The organism is Xanthomonas sp. NCPPB 1826, from assembly GCF_056725285.1.
Genome location: NZ_CM161521.1, coordinates 3,754,735 through 3,772,870, shown reverse-complemented (window position 1 = coordinate 3,772,870; position 18,136 = coordinate 3,754,735). Strand labels below are relative to the sequence as shown.

Annotated in this window: 14 protein-coding genes; 12 read left to right on the top strand and 2 right to left on the bottom strand. The window is 66.7% G+C overall.

The features are described from left to right. Window positions 1–28 precede the first annotated feature (28 nt). The 5 genes from AC1PLA_RS15925 to AC1PLA_RS15905 all read left to right on the top strand — a co-directional run bounded on the left by AC1PLA_RS15925 (window position 29) and on the right by AC1PLA_RS15905 (window position 6,429). Window positions 29–502 carry a DUF3574 domain-containing protein gene (locus AC1PLA_RS15925; protein ID WP_481104912.1) on the top strand — a complete coding sequence of 158 codons (474 nt, stop codon included), beginning with the start codon at window positions 29–31 and terminating at the stop codon, window positions 500–502. Continuing rightward, window positions 469–1,386, top strand: a complete 918-nt coding sequence (locus tag AC1PLA_RS15920; protein WP_481104911.1) for an XAC2610-related protein — start codon at window positions 469–471, stop codon at window positions 1,384–1,386. Before AC1PLA_RS15925 ends, AC1PLA_RS15920 begins: the two co-directional genes overlap by 34 nt. 136 nt (window positions 1,387–1,522) lie before the next feature. Beyond that, window positions 1,523–3,124: a hypothetical protein gene (locus tag AC1PLA_RS15915; protein ID WP_481104910.1), complete on the top strand. Its 1,602-nt coding sequence runs from the start codon at window positions 1,523–1,525 to the stop codon at window positions 3,122–3,124. Continuing rightward, the gene (locus AC1PLA_RS15910; RefSeq protein ID WP_481104909.1) at window positions 3,121–4,290 is read left to right on the top strand and encodes a lysozyme inhibitor LprI family protein; all 1,170 of its coding nucleotides are present in this window, start codon (window positions 3,121–3,123) and stop codon (window positions 4,288–4,290) included. Before AC1PLA_RS15915 ends, AC1PLA_RS15910 begins: the two co-directional genes overlap by 4 nt. Before the next feature lie 1,323 nt (window positions 4,291–5,613). Beyond that, entirely contained in the window at window positions 5,614–6,429 is an 816-nt protein-coding gene (locus AC1PLA_RS15905) for a DUF3014 domain-containing protein (protein ID WP_481104908.1), read from the top strand. Between the two features lie 133 nt (window positions 6,430–6,562). Here the strand turns inward: AC1PLA_RS15905 and AC1PLA_RS15900 are convergent, their stop codons facing one another. Together AC1PLA_RS15900 and AC1PLA_RS15895 are read right to left on the bottom strand one after the other, a co-directional pair. Continuing rightward, a complete protein-coding gene (locus AC1PLA_RS15900; RefSeq protein WP_481104907.1) occupies window positions 6,563–7,270 on the bottom strand; it encodes a glutathione S-transferase in 708 nt (235 codons plus the stop codon). Window positions 7,271–7,315: 45 nt separating this feature from the next. Then, complete coding sequence (locus tag AC1PLA_RS15895; RefSeq protein WP_411758321.1) at window positions 7,316–7,624, bottom strand: GIY-YIG nuclease family protein; 309 nt, start codon at window positions 7,622–7,624, stop codon at window positions 7,316–7,318. A gap of 272 nt (window positions 7,625–7,896) precedes the next feature. Between AC1PLA_RS15895 and AC1PLA_RS15890 the strand changes: the two genes are divergently transcribed. From AC1PLA_RS15890 to clpB, 7 genes are all read left to right on the top strand, one after another. Then, complete coding sequence (locus tag AC1PLA_RS15890) at window positions 7,897–10,152, top strand: TonB-dependent receptor (protein ID WP_481104906.1); 2,256 nt, start codon at window positions 7,897–7,899, stop codon at window positions 10,150–10,152. A gap of 64 nt (window positions 10,153–10,216) precedes the next feature. Continuing rightward, on the top strand, window positions 10,217–11,545 hold the full coding sequence (locus AC1PLA_RS15885) for an LLM class flavin-dependent oxidoreductase (RefSeq protein ID WP_102253585.1): 1,329 nt from the start codon (window positions 10,217–10,219) through the stop codon (window positions 11,543–11,545). A 16-nt stretch (window positions 11,546–11,561) separates the two neighbouring features. After that, complete coding sequence (mgrA, locus tag AC1PLA_RS15880; protein WP_102253586.1) at window positions 11,562–12,602, top strand: L-glyceraldehyde 3-phosphate reductase; 1,041 nt, start codon at window positions 11,562–11,564, stop codon at window positions 12,600–12,602. Between the two features lie 11 nt (window positions 12,603–12,613). Continuing rightward, entirely contained in the window at window positions 12,614–13,597 is a 984-nt protein-coding gene (locus tag AC1PLA_RS15875) for an aliphatic sulfonate ABC transporter substrate-binding protein (RefSeq protein WP_102253587.1), read from the top strand. Between the two features lie 127 nt (window positions 13,598–13,724). Then, window positions 13,725–14,519 carry an aliphatic sulfonate ABC transporter permease SsuC gene (gene ssuC / locus AC1PLA_RS15870; RefSeq protein ID WP_102253588.1) on the top strand — a complete coding sequence of 265 codons (795 nt, stop codon included), beginning with the start codon at window positions 13,725–13,727 and terminating at the stop codon, window positions 14,517–14,519. Next, complete coding sequence (locus tag AC1PLA_RS15865) at window positions 14,516–15,319, top strand: ATP-binding cassette domain-containing protein (RefSeq protein ID WP_102253589.1); 804 nt, start codon at window positions 14,516–14,518, stop codon at window positions 15,317–15,319. The genes ssuC and AC1PLA_RS15865 overlap by 4 nt, the downstream gene beginning before the upstream one ends. Window positions 15,320–15,517: 198 nt before the next feature. Then, window positions 15,518–18,103, top strand: coding sequence for an ATP-dependent chaperone ClpB (gene clpB, locus AC1PLA_RS15860; protein ID WP_024940653.1), 2,586 nt, complete (start codon window positions 15,518–15,520; stop codon window positions 18,101–18,103). Window positions 18,104–18,136: the final 33 nt, after the last annotated feature.

Below are 18,136 nucleotides of genomic sequence, written 5' to 3'. Positions count from 1 at the left end.
CGTAAACGTACCCGTTGTGGAGAAGTCGATGAAGTTGCTGCCGTCCTGCCTGCTTGCCGCCATGCTGGCGCTGTCCGCCTGCGCCACCACCCCCGGCGGCGCGCCGGGTTCGACCACTGCCAGCCTGCAGGGCGATGCGGCGCGGCCGGCGGCGGCGCGCGGCTGGGTGCGCAGCGAGCTGTACTTCGGGGTGGGCGAGGAGACCGGCCCGGCCGATCGCCCGCAGACCCGTACCATCGACGAAACCCAATGGCGCGCGTTTCTGGACAAGGAGGTGACCCCGCGCTTTCCCGACGGCCTGACCGTGTTCGACGCCTATGGCCAGTGGCTGTTCCGCGTCGCCAAGGAGCCGAACCGGCTGGGCACCAAGGTGCTGGTGATCCTGCATGAAGACACCCCGCAGCGGCGCAACGACATCGAGGCGATCCGCCTGGCCTGGAAGCAGGCCACCGGCCACCAGTCGGTGCTGTGGTCGCGGCAGGCGGTGGAGGTGTCGTTCTGAGTCTGGCGACCATGCGGCTTGAACATCTGCACCGACTGCGCGTGAGCGCTGCACGCAAGCTGCTGTTCGCCGCACTGGGCGGGCTGTCGTTTGCGTGCTTTGCGCGCGACATCAGCGTGCAGGTGTCGCTGGACACAAATACGCAGGCGACCGCCACACTGGTCGGCGCACGCCTGCATGTGGTGTTGGGCCCGGGCGGCAAGGAGCAATGGTTCGACGCGAACCTGGACGAGGGCGAAGGCGGCGCCGGTGTGGACAGCGACGACTACAACTTCGACGGACATCCGGATCTTGCGGTGTCGGCGATGCTCGGCCAGGTCAACGAAGCGGTGCTGGTCTTTGTGTTCGATCCGGCGCAACGGCGCTTTCGTGCGCTGACCGCGCCCACGCGCCCGGCAGTGCAGTGCGAAGGCTTCTTCAATCTGACGCCCGACAGGCAGCAGCGCAGCTTGACCAGCTCCTGCCGCAGCGGGCCGATGTGGTACGCCGATGTGTATCGCTACGCGGCCGATGGGCGGTTGTATGTGGCCAGGACGCAGCAGCCGATTGCCTCGCCCGACATCCAGACCTTGCTGGATCCAGGCACCGGCGATGGCATGCCGCTCTCGGTGTGGCCCAGTTACGACGCGCGCGGGGCGAAGGTTTCAAGCGAGATCGGCACCACCCTGGACGCGCCGATGCCGGTGCAACTGCGCGTGCAGGTGGCGCGTCTGCCGCTCTACGCCACCCCTACCGCGACCGGCACCAAGCGCTATCTGGTGCAAGGCGATCGGGCCGACGCGCTGGATGTCAGCGCCGATGCCACGCGCGTGCAGGTACGCTATCGCAGTGCCGGCCGTGGCGACATCGTCGGCTGGATCGAGGTTGCTGCGGCGATGAAGTAGGGCCGTTGCTGCCACGCAGCCGCCTGGCATGGAACAGACCTGCGCAATCGCGGCGACACGCTCTGATCCACCGCGCCGCTGTCGCACGTGCGGAGCAGCGGCTACCATCGGGCGATCCCCACGCTTCCTGGCTCCCATGTCGGCCCCTTCCTCGCGTACTGCGGCATCGCCGCGCTGGTTCGTCGCCGGCGACCTCAATGGCTTCTTCGGCCTGGTCGTCGACAATCTCTCCATCCTCGGCTTCATCGCGATGGCATTGGTCGGAATGTTCCAGTTCCCGGCCGAAGTGGTGTTCGGGCGCATGTTTCCCGGCACCGCGTTCGGCGTGCTGGTGGGCAACCTGCTCTACACCTTGATGGCGCGGCGGCTGGCTGCACGCACCGGGCGCGACGACGTCACCGCGATGCCGCTGGGCCTGGATGCGCCGACCAGCATCGGCATGGCGTTGTTGGTGCTGGGCCCGGCATTCGTCGGCTTCAAGGCACAGGGACTGGAGCCGCAGGCAGCTGCCATCGCCACCTGGAAACTCGGCATGGCCGCGCTGGTGGTGATGGGCCTGCTCAAGCTGGTGCTGTCGTTCGTCGGCGAGGCGGTCACGCGCGCGCTGCCGCGCGCGGCCTTGCTGGGTTCGATCGCCGGCATCGCGCTGGTGTTGATGGGCCTGCTGCCGCTGCTGGAAACCCTGCGTTCGCCAGTGGCCGGCTTCGTCACCCTGGGCCTGCTGCTGTACGTGCTGCTGGCCAAGGGCCGGTTGCCGACCAAGTTGCCCGGCGTGCTGGTGGCTTTCGTGATCGGCACTGCGTTGTATTACGGCCTGGGACTGGCTGGCCTGGGCGCACCGGGCTTCGCGGTGCCGGAATGGACGCCGCCGCAGATCGTGTTGCCGCTGCCGAACCTGGGCTTCATCGACGGCCTGCCCGCCACGCTGGCGTACCTGCCGCTGCTGCTGCCGTTCGGCCTGTTGATGGTGGTGGGCGGCATCAACGTCAGCGAGAGCGCACGCGCCGCGGGCGATGACTACCGCACCCGCGACATCCTGCTGGTGGAAGCCCTGGCGACGCTGGTCGCAGGCGTCTGCGGCGGGGTGGCGCAGACCACGCCCTACATCGGCCAGCCGGCCTACAAGCACATGGGCGCGCGCTCCGGTTACACGCTGCTGACCGGACTGTTCGTCGGCATCGGCGGCATGCTGGGTGTGATCTCCGGGTTGGTGCAATGGCTGCCGCTGGCGGTGCTGGCGCCGATCATCGTGTACGTGTCGATCGACATCACCACGCAGGCGTTCCAGGCCACGCCCAGGCAGCACGCCGGTGCGATGGTGCTGGGCTTTCTGCCATCGGTGGCCTACCTGCTGACCATCAAGGCACCGGGCTGGATTCCGCCGGATCAACTGGTCGCACTCACCACCAAACTCGATGGACACGGCCTGCCGGAGCTGGCGGTGATCTTCGCGTTGGGCAACGGTTTCATCATCACCGCGATGCTGTGGATCGCCGCCGTGGCGGCGATGATCGATGGCCGGCTGCGCCGTGGCGCGGTGTTCCTGCTTGTGGCCGCGGGGCTGACGCTGTTCGGCCTGATCCATTCGGTGGACCCGCGCGGCGGCATCTATCTGCCATGGTCGCTGCACGGCCTGGCGCGCGTGATCAGCTGGCAGTTCGTGGGTGCCTATGTCGCGCTGGCGGTGACCCTGCTGCTGCTCTCGCTGCTGCCCGCACGCAAGGAGGCAGTGCAATGACATCCTGCTCCAGCATGTTGCGGGTAGTCATCGGTGGCGCATTGTTGCTTGGCGCCGGCGGTGCCTGGGCGGCGTCGTTCGATTGCAAGCAGGCCGGCACGGCGGTCGAAAAACGGCTGTGCGCGGTGCCGGCGCTGGGCAATCTGGACGATCAGCTGGACGAGTCCTATCGGGCGCGGCTGGAAAGCACGCCGCGTACCGCGGTCGCAGGCGTGCGTGATCAGCAACGCGCCTGGCTGCGGCAGCGCAATGCCTGCGCGCAGGACGCCAAACTGGACGACTGCCTGCAACGCACATTGAAGGCCAGGGCCGATGTGCTGGCCAAGGCGCTCGTTGCGCAGCAACAGGCGCTGGATCGCATCATCGCCTTGATTCCCACTGCGCCTGCCGACGCCGCGCGCCAGTTGCAGGGCTACGACACGCCGCTGGCTTCGGCGTGGCTGGCGTATCTGCATCAGTTTGTCCCCGCCGCGGGCGTGGATGCGAAGCTGGCGAGTGCGCGGTTTGAAAGTGCGCGCAAGGCGCTGCGCAAGGTCGACGACTTCGCCGCATCCTTGCTCGACGATGTAGATGGCATGCCCGCCATGCAGGCGCAGGAACGCGTGCTGACATTGCTGCGGATGTGGATCGAACGCGACAACAGCGATCATCGTCCTTACGTGCATTGCTTCATCTTTGCTGCAGTGGGCGAGCCGGCGTATGAGGCGTTCGGGTCGCTGTATGGCTCGACACGCGACGGGTTCGCGCCGATCTGCGAGCCGCCGGGCGGTCTGTTTGCATTGGCCAGCTGGAAGCAGCTGGATGCCGGCTTCGACGGGTTGATCGAGGCCCTGAGCAAGGACGCCGGCACCATTCGCTACGCCAGTTACGCCGAGTGGAAAATCATCGCGTTACGCGCGTCGGTATCGCCATTGCTGTACCTGACCCCGGCATTGCGCAAGCGCTACGGCGAGGATCCGGACAAGGCGATTGCCGCCTGGACCGGGGAAGACAGCGACTGGCCGGCGGCACAGCGCAAGGCCGTGCGCGCGTTGCTGCCGAAGGTGCGCGCCGACACGGCCGCATGGCTGGTGCGCGAGAAGCGCCTGCCTGCGAAGCAGGCCGAGCAGGCGGCCGCCGCCATCGTGGCGGCCTGGGTGAACGCGCGGCTGGATTTCGCAAGCTGAGAGCGGCGGACATTGCCACTCGCGGCCATCGGGCGGGCGGCGTTGTTGCGTGATGCGGCGATGCTGGTCGTTCTGGTTCGAGCGTTGGCGATGTGGGTGAGCGAGAGCCAAAGCCAAGCCAGAGCTGGAGCTTGCGATCTGCGGCCTGGCTGCAGGGCCCTTGCCCGCCCACCATCGCAGGACACGCCGCAAGTACGTCCGTGTACGCTCTTACGCGGCATCCATGCCGCGTAAGGTCCCGCGACGGTGGGCGGGCAAGGACCAGTGGAGATGGTCTGTGTGCACGGTAAGAGCAGTGCGTAATGCGCGTTGTTCGATACTCGACGTCCGACACACGCGCGACAAGCAGCTTTTCACGAGATTGCTTTTGGTGTTGTGCTCCAAAGGACTGGACGACGCCGATGTATCAGCTGCAGAGCGGTTGATCTGCCGCTTGGCTGCGGGGCCCTTGCCCGCCCACCATCGCAGGACACGCCGCAAGTACGTCCTTGTAGGCTCTTACGCGGCATCCATGCCGCGTAAGGTCCCGCGACGGTGAGCGGGCAAGGACCCGTCGAGATGGTCGGTGTGTATGGTTGCAAGCAGTGCATGACGTGCGCTGGTCGGATCACCGTGTGTTCGATCAACCTTTCAGCATTTTTCCATCGCAACCCGAGCAGCAGACGGGCTTTCAACACGCAACCTACAAACGTCTCATCTGCTGCCGCAAGCCAAGCGACAAGCTTTCAAGCGGCCGACTAACTCTCTGGCGCGGTGTCCTTGCCGGTTGCGGGACCCTTGGCGGCATGGATGCCGCCAAGGAGCCTCCACGGACGGATTCACGGCGTGTCCCGCAAGCGGTGAGGGCACCGCGCACCCGACCAACTCGGCTTTGGAACGTCCAGGTGCTGCTGAAGCTAAAGCGCTCGGTCGCCTTGGAAGGTATTGAGCGGTGCGAATGTGTCGACTGTAGAGCAGACGATGTGCGGCTTGGCTGCAGGACCCTTGCCCGCCAACCATCGCAGGACACGCCGCAAGTACGTCCATGTAGGCTCTTACGCGGCATCCATGCCGCGTAAGGTCCCGCGACGGTGGGCGGGCAACGGCCAGTCGAGAGGGTCGGTGTGCATGGTTGCAAGCAGAGCATGAGGTGCGCTGGACCAACTCGGCTGTCAGTTCTAGCGCTGCAGCCAGCGTTTCCTGCCAGAGGCAGGCATCCTGGCGGCCAATCGCTCTTGTGCGACGCACATGGTCTGCTTGATCGCGTCATCGCCGCACATTGATGGAACCACCGCGATATCTCGTGGTCACACCCTGGATGTTGTCGATGTAAGGAGTTCCACGATGCAATCCAAGTCTTCGCGTTGGCCCTGGCTGCTGGCGGTGCCGGTGGTGGCTGGCGCCGCCTGGTGGCTATTCAGCGGGTCACCCACGGCGCCGGGCGCATTGCCTGCGCCGATCAGCCAGACCGCCAGCGCCGTGGCAGCGGCGGTGACCCCCGCGCCGCCGGCACCGGCAGGGCCACGCCATCCGGTGCAGCAGCCCTCGGCCGATGCCGCTGACGCCGCGATTCCTGCGCTGGCACAGAGCGATGCCGCTGCGTGGCAGGCCTTGCTGGAACTGGTGCAGGACGATGGCGCCTTGTCGATCGTGCTGCGCAAGCACCTGATCGAACGCGTGGTGGTGATGATCGACAATCTCACCCAGCCCAGCATCAGCCGTCGCGCCTCGGTGCTGCAGCCGGTGGCGGGCGAATTCGCAGTGTCCGATGCCAGCGGGAGTGTGGTGATCGATCAGGCCAATGCGGCGCGGTATGCGCCTTACGTGGCGGCATTCACCCAGGTGGATGCGCAGGCGCTGGTGCGCAGTTATGTGCGTTTCTATCCGCTGTTCCAGCAGGCCTATGCCGATCTTGGTGCGCCGGACCGCTACTTCAACGACCGCGTGATCGACGTGGTCGATCATCTACTGCGCACGCCTGACCCGGTACAGCCGATCAAGGTGCAGCGCGACGAGCGTGGCCGTTATCGTTTTGTCGATCCCGCGTTGGAGTCGCTGTCGGTCGGTCAAAAGGCACTGCTGCGGCTGGGGCCTGCGCAAGCGACTGCGGTGAAGGTGCAGTTGCAGCGGATCCGGACGGCATTGCTGCAGGGACGTTGACGCGGCGTGGGATGATGTGAGGAGAAGGCCGCCCGAATGCGGCCTTGTATGCATGGATGCAGCGTCGTGCGTCAGCCCAGCATGGAAACAACGCAACTTCGGCGGCACGCGGTGCATCACGCGCCGCCTTCGCTTACGCCGCATCCAGCTCCGGATAGTGGCGGAAGATGCCATTGGTATTGAACGCCACGCGTCGTTCGGAGGCCAGATAGGCCGCGATGCGTGGGCGGGCGGCCACGCGCTCCTGCAAGGCCTTCAGGCCGGGAAGATCGGCTGACAGTGTCTTCATGCGCTTGGGGAACATGTATTCCAGCCCGCTGATCAGCTGGAACAACGACAGATCCACATAGGAATGCGTGCCAAGCACATGCGTGCCGCCGGCCTGTTGCAGCACCTGCTCGAAGTGGCCCAGGAACTTGGGCAGGCGGTTGTCGCGCAGATCCTTGGCGCGCTTGGCTGCCTCGGCTTTCTGGTCTTCGTAATACAGGCCGGTGGCGATCGGATGATGGCTGTCGTGCACCTCGGCCACCAGATCGGCGATGGTCAGCTGCAACTGCAATGCCTGGATGCGCTGTGCGTCAGACTCCGGCACCAGCTGCAGTTGCGGTCCGATGACATGCAGGATCGCCGCCACCTGCGCAACCACCATGTCGCCGGCCTTGAGGAAGGGCGGCGCGAACGGCTGCGCGCCGGCCTGGTGGCCTTCCAGAAAGGCATTCATCACTTCATCGCCTTCGACACGCGCCACGTCGGTGTAGTCGGCGCCGGCGTCTTCCAGTGCGAGTCGGACGAAGTCGCCACGACCCTGCAGGCCGGTCCAGTAATAGAGCTGATAGTGCATGCGCTGCTCCGCGATCGATGGCGCTACAGCGTAGAAACCGCGCGGCTAGGTGGGCGTGAGCGAAGCGTCAGCGGGCTGTGACCCGGCGTCGTCGTGCGGCTGCGCCAGCAGCCAGGCCAGCTTGCGCGCGCGCGGTTGCTGCTTTAGCTGCCACTCTGCGCGCGAGGCGGCGGCGCGGTCCGCATACGGATGGCTGGCAAGCAGCTCCAGCGGCGGGTTTGCACGGGTATAGCGCGCGCCGGTGCCGCGCTGATGCGCCTGGAAGCGCCGTTCCAGATCGTTGGTGATGCCGGCGTAATAGCTGCCGTTGCGACACAGCAGCAGATAGAGGTGCCAGGGCTTGGGTGCATCCATGGGGCCATTATCGCCATTGGCCTGGTGTCGTGCAGCGAGGATCTTGGCGAGCGCTGGGCAGGGACGGTCGCACGCGGCGGCGCGTGAGTGAATAACCACCTAAACATTGGTTATTTGACGCTCGCGGCCGCTGCAAACAGCATGCGCTACTGCATTGCAGCGCCGTGTCGGCCTGCGCTGCGGACGGGTCGCCGTGCATGCATGGCGCTCGCCAATTCGCAAGAAATCTCCCCACGCTGCTGCACGACAGCCGACGCCACGAAAGGACGTACATGCCTGCGCGACACCGGACCTCTGCAAGGATCCTCGCTGCTTCGAGATGGTTGGCCAGGCCGCAGGTGCTGGCGTGGAGTCTGGTGTGGGCATGTGCGCCGGTGCTGGCCGATGAAGTGGGCGAGGCTGCTGCGACGCCGGAGCACGCTGCGCAGACCCTGGGCGCGGTCACGGTGACCGCCACGCGTCGCGAAACCACCTTGCAGCAGGTGCCGGTGGCGGTATCGGTGGTGCAGGGCGAGACGCTGGAGCGCGAAAACCGCAACAGCGTGGCCGACCTGCCGGCGCTGGTGCCCAGCCTGAGCTTTCGCAACGGTGCCTCCAACAAGGACACCTCGTTGTTCCTGCGTGGCGTGGGCACCATCTCCACCTCGCCAGGTGTCGAGCCCAGCGTGGCGACGGTGATCGACGGCGTGGTGCTGGGGCGTCCGGGCCAGGCCACGCTGGACCTGCTCGATGTCGAACGCATCGAAGTCCTGCGCGGGCCGCAGGGCACCTTGTTCGGCAAGAATGCCTCCGCCGGCGTGCTCAATATCGTCAGCAAGCCGGCGCCGGAGCTGTTCGGCGGCTATGTGGATTACTCGCACTTCGGTGGCGGCGACGAAGATCGTGTGCGTGCCAGTGTCGGCGGCACGCTGGTGCCGGAGCTGCTCAAGGCCAGCGTGTCGGCGTTGTGGGCCGAGTACGGCGGCAACGTGCGCAATGTGGCTGACGGCCAGACCGTCAACGGCTACCGGCGCGCCGGCGCAAGATTGCGGCTGGACCTGAGCCCGAACCCTGGCTTGAACGCGACGCTGCTCGCCGACTACCTGCAATCGCACAGCGACGCGCCCAGCGGTGTGGTGGTGGACAGCACGCGTGCCGACTTCGCCGCGGCGCTGGCACCGGTCGTCGCCAGGGACGACAACCGCCAGATCAACAGCGATTACCGCACGTACCTGGACGACATCAACAAGGGCGCCTCGCTGCAGCTGGACCAGCAACTCGGCGATGCGCTGCTGACCTCGATCAGCGCGTGGCGGCAATGGGACAACACCCAGTTCCAGGATGGCGATCGCACCGCGCAACGCAGCGCGGCGTTTCCGTCTTCGCACGACCGTGGTGACCTGGGCTACACGCAGTATTCGCAGGAAGTGCGCATCCAGACCCCGCGCGATCGTGCGGTGGAGGCGGTCGCCGGGCTGTATTACCTGCATGCGCGCAACGACGAAACCTACCGCCGCACGGTGACGACGCCGACCGCCAGCAGCGTGGGCGTGGCCGATTACGCCACCCGCGCGGAAACCTATGCCGCCTTCGGCGAGGCCACCTGGCATTGGCGCCCGGATCTGCGTGCGCTGCTGGGCGCGCGCTTCACCCGCGACACGCTCGATTACCGGCATCAGCGCCTGTCCAGCTCGGCAACCGCAGTCACCGGCATCCAGCCGTCCACCGCAAGCAGCGGCAGCACCGCAGAAAACGGCGTGTCCGGCCGCACCGGCCTGCAATACGACTTTGATGCGCGGACCACCGGTTACATCACCTATTCGCGCGGCTACAAGGGCCCGGCCTACAACGTGTTCTTCAACATGCAGCCGCGCGATACGCCGGCGCTGAAACCGGAGACCTCCAATGCCTGGGAGCTGGGCCTGAAGGCGCGCGCCCTGGACGATCGCCTCAGTGCGAACGTGGCGCTGTTCCATACCGAATACGCCAACTACCAGGCCAACTTCTTCGACACCGTGGCCGGGCAGGTGGTGACGCGCCTGATCAATGCCGGGCAGGTGCGCACGCAGGGCCTGGAACTGGATCTGGACTACCGGCCCACCGAGCGGCTCAGCCTGGCCGCCTCGCTGGCCTACACGCAGGCGCGCATCCAGCGGTTTGCCTGCCCCACCGCAGCGGCGGCCAACTGCAATGTCGATGGCCGGCCGTTGCCGTTTTCGCCGGACTGGAAGGGCAATCTGCGCGCCGGCTACCGGGTGCCGTTGCGCGGCAGTCTGGCGCTGGAATTCAACGGCGACGTGAGCTGGCAGGACAGCGTGCAGTACGACCTCAGCCAGACCCCGCAGACCATCCAGGGCCCGTATGCGATCTGGAACGCCAGCATCGCGCTTGCCGACGATGTGCATGGCTGGCGGCTGGCGGTGCTCGGCCGCAATCTCGGCGACCGCTCATACGCCCCGTTGCTGGCCAATGCCACCGGCAACGTGTTCCGGCTGGTGCCGCGCGACGACCAGCGCTATGTCGGGCTGCAACTGCACAAGGATTTTTGACGATGTCCGTGATGTTCGTTGATGCTGATTCGAGCAATGCAGGCGCACCGCACGGTGGGCTACGATGAGCGCTGCACGTCAGCTCTCGCTCGGTGCGTTCCTGATGGCCACCGGCCACCACGTGGCCGCGTGGCGGCACCCGCAGGCCAGTGCCGACCCGCTGGTGTTCGACCATTATCGCGAGATGGTGCGCATCGCCGAAGCCGCCAAGTTCGATGCGGTGTTCGTCGCCGACAGCCTGGCTGCGGCCGGTGGGCCGGTGGCGTCGCGGATGGCACGCTCCAGCCTGTTCGAGCCGCTCACGCTGCTGAGTGCGTTGGCAGTGGTGAGCGAGCGCATCGGCCTGATCGCCACCATGACCACCAGCTACAACGAGCCGTATCACGTGGCGCGCAAGTTCGCCTCGCTGGATCATCTGTCCGGTGGGCGTGCCGGCTGGAATCTGGTCACATCCGATGCCGCCGACGAAGCATTGAACTTCAACCGCGACGCGCATTACGTGCATGCCGAGCGCTATGCGCGGGCGCGCGAATTCCAGCAGGTGGTCGCGGGGCTGTGGGACAGCTGGGACGACGATGCCTTCATCGCCGACACCGCGGCGGGCGTGCACTACGATCCGGCGCGGCTGCATGTGCTGGATCATCGCGGCGCGCACTTCCAGGTCCGCGGCCCGCTCAACATTGCGCGTGCGCCGCAGGGGCATCCGGTGCTGGTGCAGGCCGGCTCGTCCGAGCCCGGGCGCGCGCTGGCTGCGGAAACCGCCGAGGTGGTGTTCACCGCGCAGTCGTCGCTGGCCAAGGCGCAGGCGTTCTATGCCGACATCAAGGGGCGGCTGGAGCAGTTCGGGCGCGCGCGCGATGCATTGAAGGTGATGCCGGGTGTGTTCATCGTGGTCGGGCAGAGCCAGGCCGAGGCGCGGGAGAAGTTCGCGCAGTTCCAGGAGCTGGTGGAGCCGGAGGTCGGCATTGCGCTGCTGTCGCGCATGCTGGGCAACTTCGATCTGTCCGGCTATCCGCCCGATGGCCCGTTGCCGGAGCTGCCACTCACCGAAACCGGCCAGCGCAGCCGCCAGCAGTTGTTCACCGAGCTGGCTGGACAGGAGCAACTGAGCATTGCCCAGCTCGGTCGGCGCATCGCAGGCGGACGCGGGCATTACAGCCTGATCGGCACGCCGGCACAGATTGCCGACGAGCTGCAGGCCTGGTTCGAAGGCGAGGCCGCGGACGGTTTCAACGTGCTGGTGCCGCATCTGCCCGGCGGCCTGGCCGATGTGGCCACGCACGTGGTGCCCGAGCTGCAGCGGCGTGGACTGTTCCGGCGTGAATATGCAGGGCGCACCCTGCGCGATCATCTGGGGCTGGCACGCCCCGTCAATCGCTTCAGCGCACGCTGACTCACCGGATACCCTGATGACCTATCTCGCACATCCCGATCGTTACGACCGCATCGCCTACCGCCGTGTCGGCCGCAGCGGCCTTGTCCTGCCTGCGCTGTCGCTGGGCCTGTGGCACAACTTCGGCGACAGCACGCCGATCGACACGCAGCGCGCATTGCTGCGGACCGCCTTCGACCTGGGCATCACCCATTTCGATCTGGCCAACAATTACGGCCCGCCGTATGGCAGCGCGGAAATCAACTTTGGCCGCCTGCTGCGTGAAGACTTCAAGCCGTATCGCGATGAATTGATCCTCTCTACCAAGGCCGGCTGGGACATGTGGCCGGGTCCGTACGGGCAGGGCGGCAGTTCGCGCAAATACCTGCTGTCCAGCCTGGATCAGAGCCTGCAGCGGCTGGGCGTGGACTATGTGGACATCTTCTACTCGCACCGCTTCGATGCGGACACGCCGCTGGAAGAGACCGCCGGCGCATTGGCCAGTGCGGTGCAGCAGGGCAAGGCGCTGTACGTGGGCGTGTCGTCGTATTCGGCAGCGCGCACGCGCGAGATCGCCGCGTTGCTGCGCGAGTGGAAGGTGCCGCTGCTGATCCACCAGCCGGCCTACAACCTGTTCAATCGCTGGGCCGAGCATGAGCTGTTCGATGCGACCGACGAGGTCGGCGCCGGGGTGATCGCATTTACGCCGCTGGCGCAGGGCCTGTTGACCGGCAAGTACCTCAATGGCGTACCCGGCGATGCGCGCGTGAATCGTCCCGGTGGCGACTCGCTGCGGCCGGAACATCTGTCCGAGGCCAACCTGCAGCGCGCACGCGGGCTGGATGCGATCGCGCAGCGGCGTGGGCAGAGTTTGGCGCAGTTGGCATTGGCCTGGGTGCTGCGCGACCCGCGGGTGAGCTCGGCATTGCTGGGCGCCAGCCGCCCGGAGCAGTTGATCGAAAACGTCGCGGCCTTGCAGACGCCCGAGTTCAGTGCGGACGAGTTGGCCGAGATCGACCGCTTTGCGGTCGAGGGTGGCGTCAACCTCTGGGAAAAACCGTCCACCGATTGGCAATGAGGAACGCTCCGATGCGCTACCGCTTTTTGATTGCTGCATTGCTGTTGTCCGGCATCGCGTGGCTGCAACCCGCAGCGGCGGCCGAGCCGGCGCAGTTGCGTATCGGCTATCAGAAAGCGGTGTCCAGCCTGGTGTTGGCCAAGCAGCATCGGTTGCTGGAGCAGCGCTTCCCGCGCACCAGAATCAGCTGGGTCGAGTTTCCGGCCGGCCCGCAGCTGCTGGAAGCCCTGAACGTGGGCAGCATCGACCTGGGCGGTGCGGGCGATATTCCGCCATTGTTCGCGCAGGCCGCCGGAGCCGATCTGCTGTACGTGGGCTGGGTGCCGCCCACGCCCAAGGCCGAGACCATCCTGGTGCCGGCCAGCAGCACGTTGCGGCGCGTGGCCGACCTCAAGGGCAATCGGGTGGCATTTCAAAAGGGCTCCAGCGCGCACAACCTGCTGCTGCGCTTGTTGGCCAGGTCCGGCCTGAGCATGCGCGACATCACGCCGCTGTATCTGTCGCCGGCCAACGCACGTGCGGCGTTCGCGGCCGGGCAGGTGGATGCCTGGGCGATCTGGGACCCGTGGTATTCGGCATTGACGCTGGATGGCAGCGCACGCCTGCTCGCCAACGGCGAAGGGCTGGGATTGACCGGCGGGTTCTTTCTGTCCTCGCGGCGTTACGCCACCGCGTGGGGGCCGTTCGTGCAGCAGGTGATGCTGCAGCTCAACCAGGCCGATGGCTTGCTGGAGCGCGACCGCGCCGGCAGCATCAAGGTGCTGGCGCAGGTCAGCGGGCTGTCGCCTGCGGTGGTCGAGCGCACGCTGGCGCATCGCCCGCCGGCCAGCGTGCAACCGCTCAGCGCCGAGGTCATCAAGGCGCAGCAGGCCACCGCCGATCTGTTCTACGCGCAACGTCTGTTGCCCAAACGCGTGCTGGTGGCCCCGGCGGTATGGCGTGCGCCCGCGGTTGCCGCGGTGCCAGCGGCAGGCAAGCAGGCGGCGGGCAAGTGATGCGTGGAAGCAGGGATACAGTCGCAAGCAGGAGCGCATGCGCAGGCCAGAACGCGTGCTCAGCATCCGTGAGCGGGCAGGCGCATACCGCTGTCTCGCTGCATCGCCCCAACAGCAAGGCCGCGCGATGAGTCGCCGCTCGCAGCGATTAGGCAACGTGCTGGTGCCCTGGCTAGTGCCGCTGGCCTTGCTGGTGGCCTGGCAGGTCGCGGCCTCCGGCGGCTGGTTGCCGCAGCGCATCCTGCCCGCACCGGATGCGGTGTTGCGTGCCGCAGTGACGTTGGTGCAAACCGGCGAGTTGTGGCAACACCTGGCGATCAGCAGCTGGCGCGCGGCCGTGGGCCTGGCCATCGGCGGCAGCATCGGGTTTGCGCTGGGCCTGCTCACCGGCGTGTCGCGTGTGGCCGAACGCCTGCTCGACAGCACCTTGCAGATGCTGCGCAACGTGCCGCATCTGGCGCTGATCCCGCTGGTGATCCTGTGGTTCGGGATCGACGAGGGCGCCAAGCTGTTTCTGGTGGCGCTGGGCACGTTCTTCCCGATCTATCTCAATACCTATCACGGCATCCGCAGCGTGGACCCGGCCCTGATCGAGATGGCGCGCAATTACGGCCTACGCGGCCCGCAGCTGTTTGTGGATGTGTTGTTGCCCGGTGCGTTGCCGTCGATTCTGGTCGGCTTGCGCTTTGCGTTGGGCCTGATGTGGCTGACCCTGATCGTGGCCGAAACCATTTCCGCCAGTTCCGGCATCGGCTATCTGGCCACCAACGCGCGCGAGTTTCTGCAGACCGATATCGTGGTGGTGGCCATCGTGCTGTACGCGCTGCTCGGCAAGCTGGCCGATCTGGCCGCACGCGGGCTGGAAGCCTGGTGGCTGGGCTGGCATCCGGCGCAGCAACAGCGTGCGGAGCTGCGCCGGTGAGCGCGGCCGACACCGGCCTGCCGCTGAGCCTGCGCGGCATCGGCAAGCGTTATGGCGACAGCGAGGTCTTGCGTGGCGTCGACCTTGAGGTCGCGCCTGGCGCCTGCGTGGCGGTGGTCGGGCGCAGCGGCTGCGGCAAGAGCACCTTGCTGCGCGTGATCGCCGGGCTGGAAGCAGCCGATACCGGTACCGTCGACAGCGGTCATGCAGCGCTGGCAGCGCAGCGCGATGCGGTGCGGCTGATGTTCCAGGACGCGCGGCTGCTGCCGTGGAAGCGCGTGATCGACAACGTGGCGCTGGGCCTGGGGCGTACCGGGCGGGTGCAGGCACAGGCGGCGCTGGACGCGGTGGGGCTGGGTGCACGCGGTGGCGACTGGCCGGCGGCGCTGTCCGGCGGTCAGCGCCAGCGCGTGGCCCTGGCGCGCGCACTGGTACACCGGCCGCGGCTGCTGTTGCTGGACGAACCGCTGGGCGCACTGGATGCGTTGACGCGCATCGAGATGCAGCAGCTGATCGTGCAGTTGTGGCGGCAGTACGGCTTCACCCTGGTGCTGGTGACCCACGATGTGGCCGAGGCGAGCGCGCTGGCCGATCGCATCGTGCTGATCGAACACGGCCAGGTCGGCCTGGACCTGCCGGTGCCGGTGCCGCATCCGCGTGCCCCCGGCGCGCCGGCCCTGGCGGCAATCCAGGCGCAGGTGCTGTCGCGTCTGCTGGGGGCGTCGCACGTGCCGGCGCCAGCGGCTGCGGAGAGTCCTGCTGCGGCGCCTGCGTCGCTGCCGCTGCGGCGGATCGTGTAACGACGTGTCCGTCGGCCTGGGGTGGTCCAGGCCAGTGGGCGAACCCACACCGCCCAGCCCAGGCGCCAACGCGTGTGAGCCGGTCCGGCTGTCCCGCATCGGCACCTGCGCAGCCGCCAAACCTTGAAACCCCGCACGGCAGCCGCATCTGCACGGTATCGTCGGCGTCGCCGGCCACCAGTTCAGAGGATTATCCCCATGCGGATGGACAAGCTCACCTCGCGGTTCCAGCAGGCGCTGGCCGACGCGCAGTCGCTGGCCGTGGGCCGCGACCACAACATCATCGAGCCGGTGCACGTGCTCGCCGCATTGCTCGACCAGAGTGGCGGCAGCACGCGCCCGCTGCTGTCACAGGCCGGCGTCAACGTGCCGCTGCTGCGCGAGCGGCTGGGCGAGGCGCTGGACACGCTGCCCAAGGTCTCCGGGCAGGAGGGCAACCTGTCGATCGGCAACGATCTCAACCGCCTGCTCAACCAGACCGACAAGCTGGCCCAGCAACATGGCGACGCCTTCATCGCCAGCGAGTGGTTCGTGCTGGCCGCCGCTGACGATGCCAGCCCGCTGGGCGTGGCCCTGCGCGCGGCCGGCGGCGACAAGAAGAAGATCGAAGCCGCCATCGACAAGTTGCGCGGCGGCGAGACCGTGCAATCGGAAAACGCCGAGGAACAACGCCAGGCGCTGGAAAAATACACCATCGACCTGACCGCACGTGCGGAGAGCGGCAAACTCGATCCGGTGATCGGCCGCGACGAAGAAATCCGCCGCACCATCCAGGTGTTGCAGCGGCGCACCAAGAACAACCCGGTGCTGATCGGCGAACCCGGCGTGGGCAAGACCGCCATTGTCGAGGGCCTGGCGCAACGCATCATCAATGGCGAAGTGCCCGAAGGCCTGCGCGGCAAGCGCGTGCTGTCGCTGGACATGGGCGCGCTGATCGCCGGCGCCAAATTCCGCGGCGAGTTCGAAGAACGGCTGAAGGCGGTGCTCAGCGACCTGTCCAAGAACGAAGGCCAGATCATCCTGTTCATCGACGAGCTGCACACCATGGTCGGCGCCGGCAAGGCCGATGGCGCGATGGACGCCGGCAACATGCTCAAGCCGGCGCTGGCGCGCGGCGAGCTGCATTGCATCGGCGCCACCACGCTGGACGAATACCGCAAGTACATCGAAAAGGACGCGGCGCTGGAGCGGCGCTTCCAGAAGGTGTTCGTGGGCGAACCGACGGTGGAAGACACCATCGCGATCCTGCGTGGGCTGAAGGAACGCTACGCGGTGCATCACGGCGTGGAGATCACCGACCCGGCGATCGTTGCCGCCGCCACCTTGTCCAACCGCTACATCACCGACCGCCAGCTGCCGGACAAGGCGATCGACCTGATGGACGAGGCGGCATCGCGCATCCGCATGGAGATCGACTCCAAGCCGGAAGAACTCGATCGCCTGGAGCGCCGCCTGATCCAGCTCAAGATCCAGCGCGAGATGCTGAAGAAGGAAAAGGACGACGCCTCGCGTCAGCGCCTGGCCGATCTGGAAACCGACATCGACAAGCTCGAGCGCGAGTTCTACGACCTCAACGAGTTGTGGAAGTCGGAAAAGGCCGCGCTGCAGGGCACCACCAAGGTCAAGGAGCAGATCGAGCACGCCAAGCTGGAACTGGAGGCGGCGCAACGGCGCCAGGACTACGCCAAGATGAGCGAGATCCAGTACGGCGTGCTGCCGCAGCTGGAAAAGCAGATGGCGCTGGCCAACGAGGTCGAACATCACGACTTCAAGCTGGTGCAGGACCGCGTGACCGCCGAGGAAATTGCCGAGGTGGTGTCGCGCTGGACCGGTATCCCGGTCAACAAGATGCTCGAGGGCGAACGCGACAAGCTGCTGCGCATGGAAGACGAGCTGCACCAGCGCGTGGTCGGCCAGAACGAGGCGATCAAGGTCGTCTCCGACGCGGTGCGGCGTTCGCGCGCCGGCCTGTCCGATCCCAATCGTCCGAGCGGCTCGTTCCTGTTCCTGGGCCCGACCGGCGTGGGCAAGACCGAGTTGTGCAAGGCGCTGGCGGACTTCCTGTTCGACAGCACCGAGGCGATGATCCGCATCGACATGAGCGAGTTCATGGAGAAGCACTCGGTCTCGCGGTTGATCGGTGCGCCTCCGGGCTATGTGGGCTATGAGGAGGGCGGCTATCTGACCGAGGCGGTGCGGCGGCGTCCGTATTCGCTGATCCTGCTGGACGAGGTGGAAAAGGCGCATGCCGATGTCTTCAACATCCTGCTGCAGGTGCTCGACGACGGCCGCCTGACCGATGGCCAGGGCCGCACGGTGGACTTCCGCAACACCGTCATCGTGATGACGTCCAACCTGGGCTCGCACCAGATCCAGGAGCTGTCCGGCGACGGCAGTGCCGAGGCCTATACGCAGATGAAGGCAGCGGTGATGGGCGTGGTGCAAGCGCATTTCCGCCCGGAGTTCATCAACCGGCTCGACGACATCGTGGTGTTCCATCCGCTGGACAAGGCGCAGATCAAGTCGATCGCGCGCATCCAGTTGCATGGGCTGGAAAAACGCCTGTCCGAGCGCGGCCTCAAGCTGGACCTGGACGATGCCGCGCTGGAACTGCTCGGCAATGTCGGTTTCGATCCGGTGTATGGCGCGCGCCCGCTCAAGCGTGCGATCCAGTCGCAGGTGGAAAACCCGCTGGCCCAGCAGATCCTGTCCGGCCAGTACCTCGGCGGCGACACCGTGCGCGTGCGTGCCGAGGGTGGGCGGCTGGTGTTTGGCAAGGGCTGAGTGAGTAAGGATCGTCCCGCAGAATGCGGGACG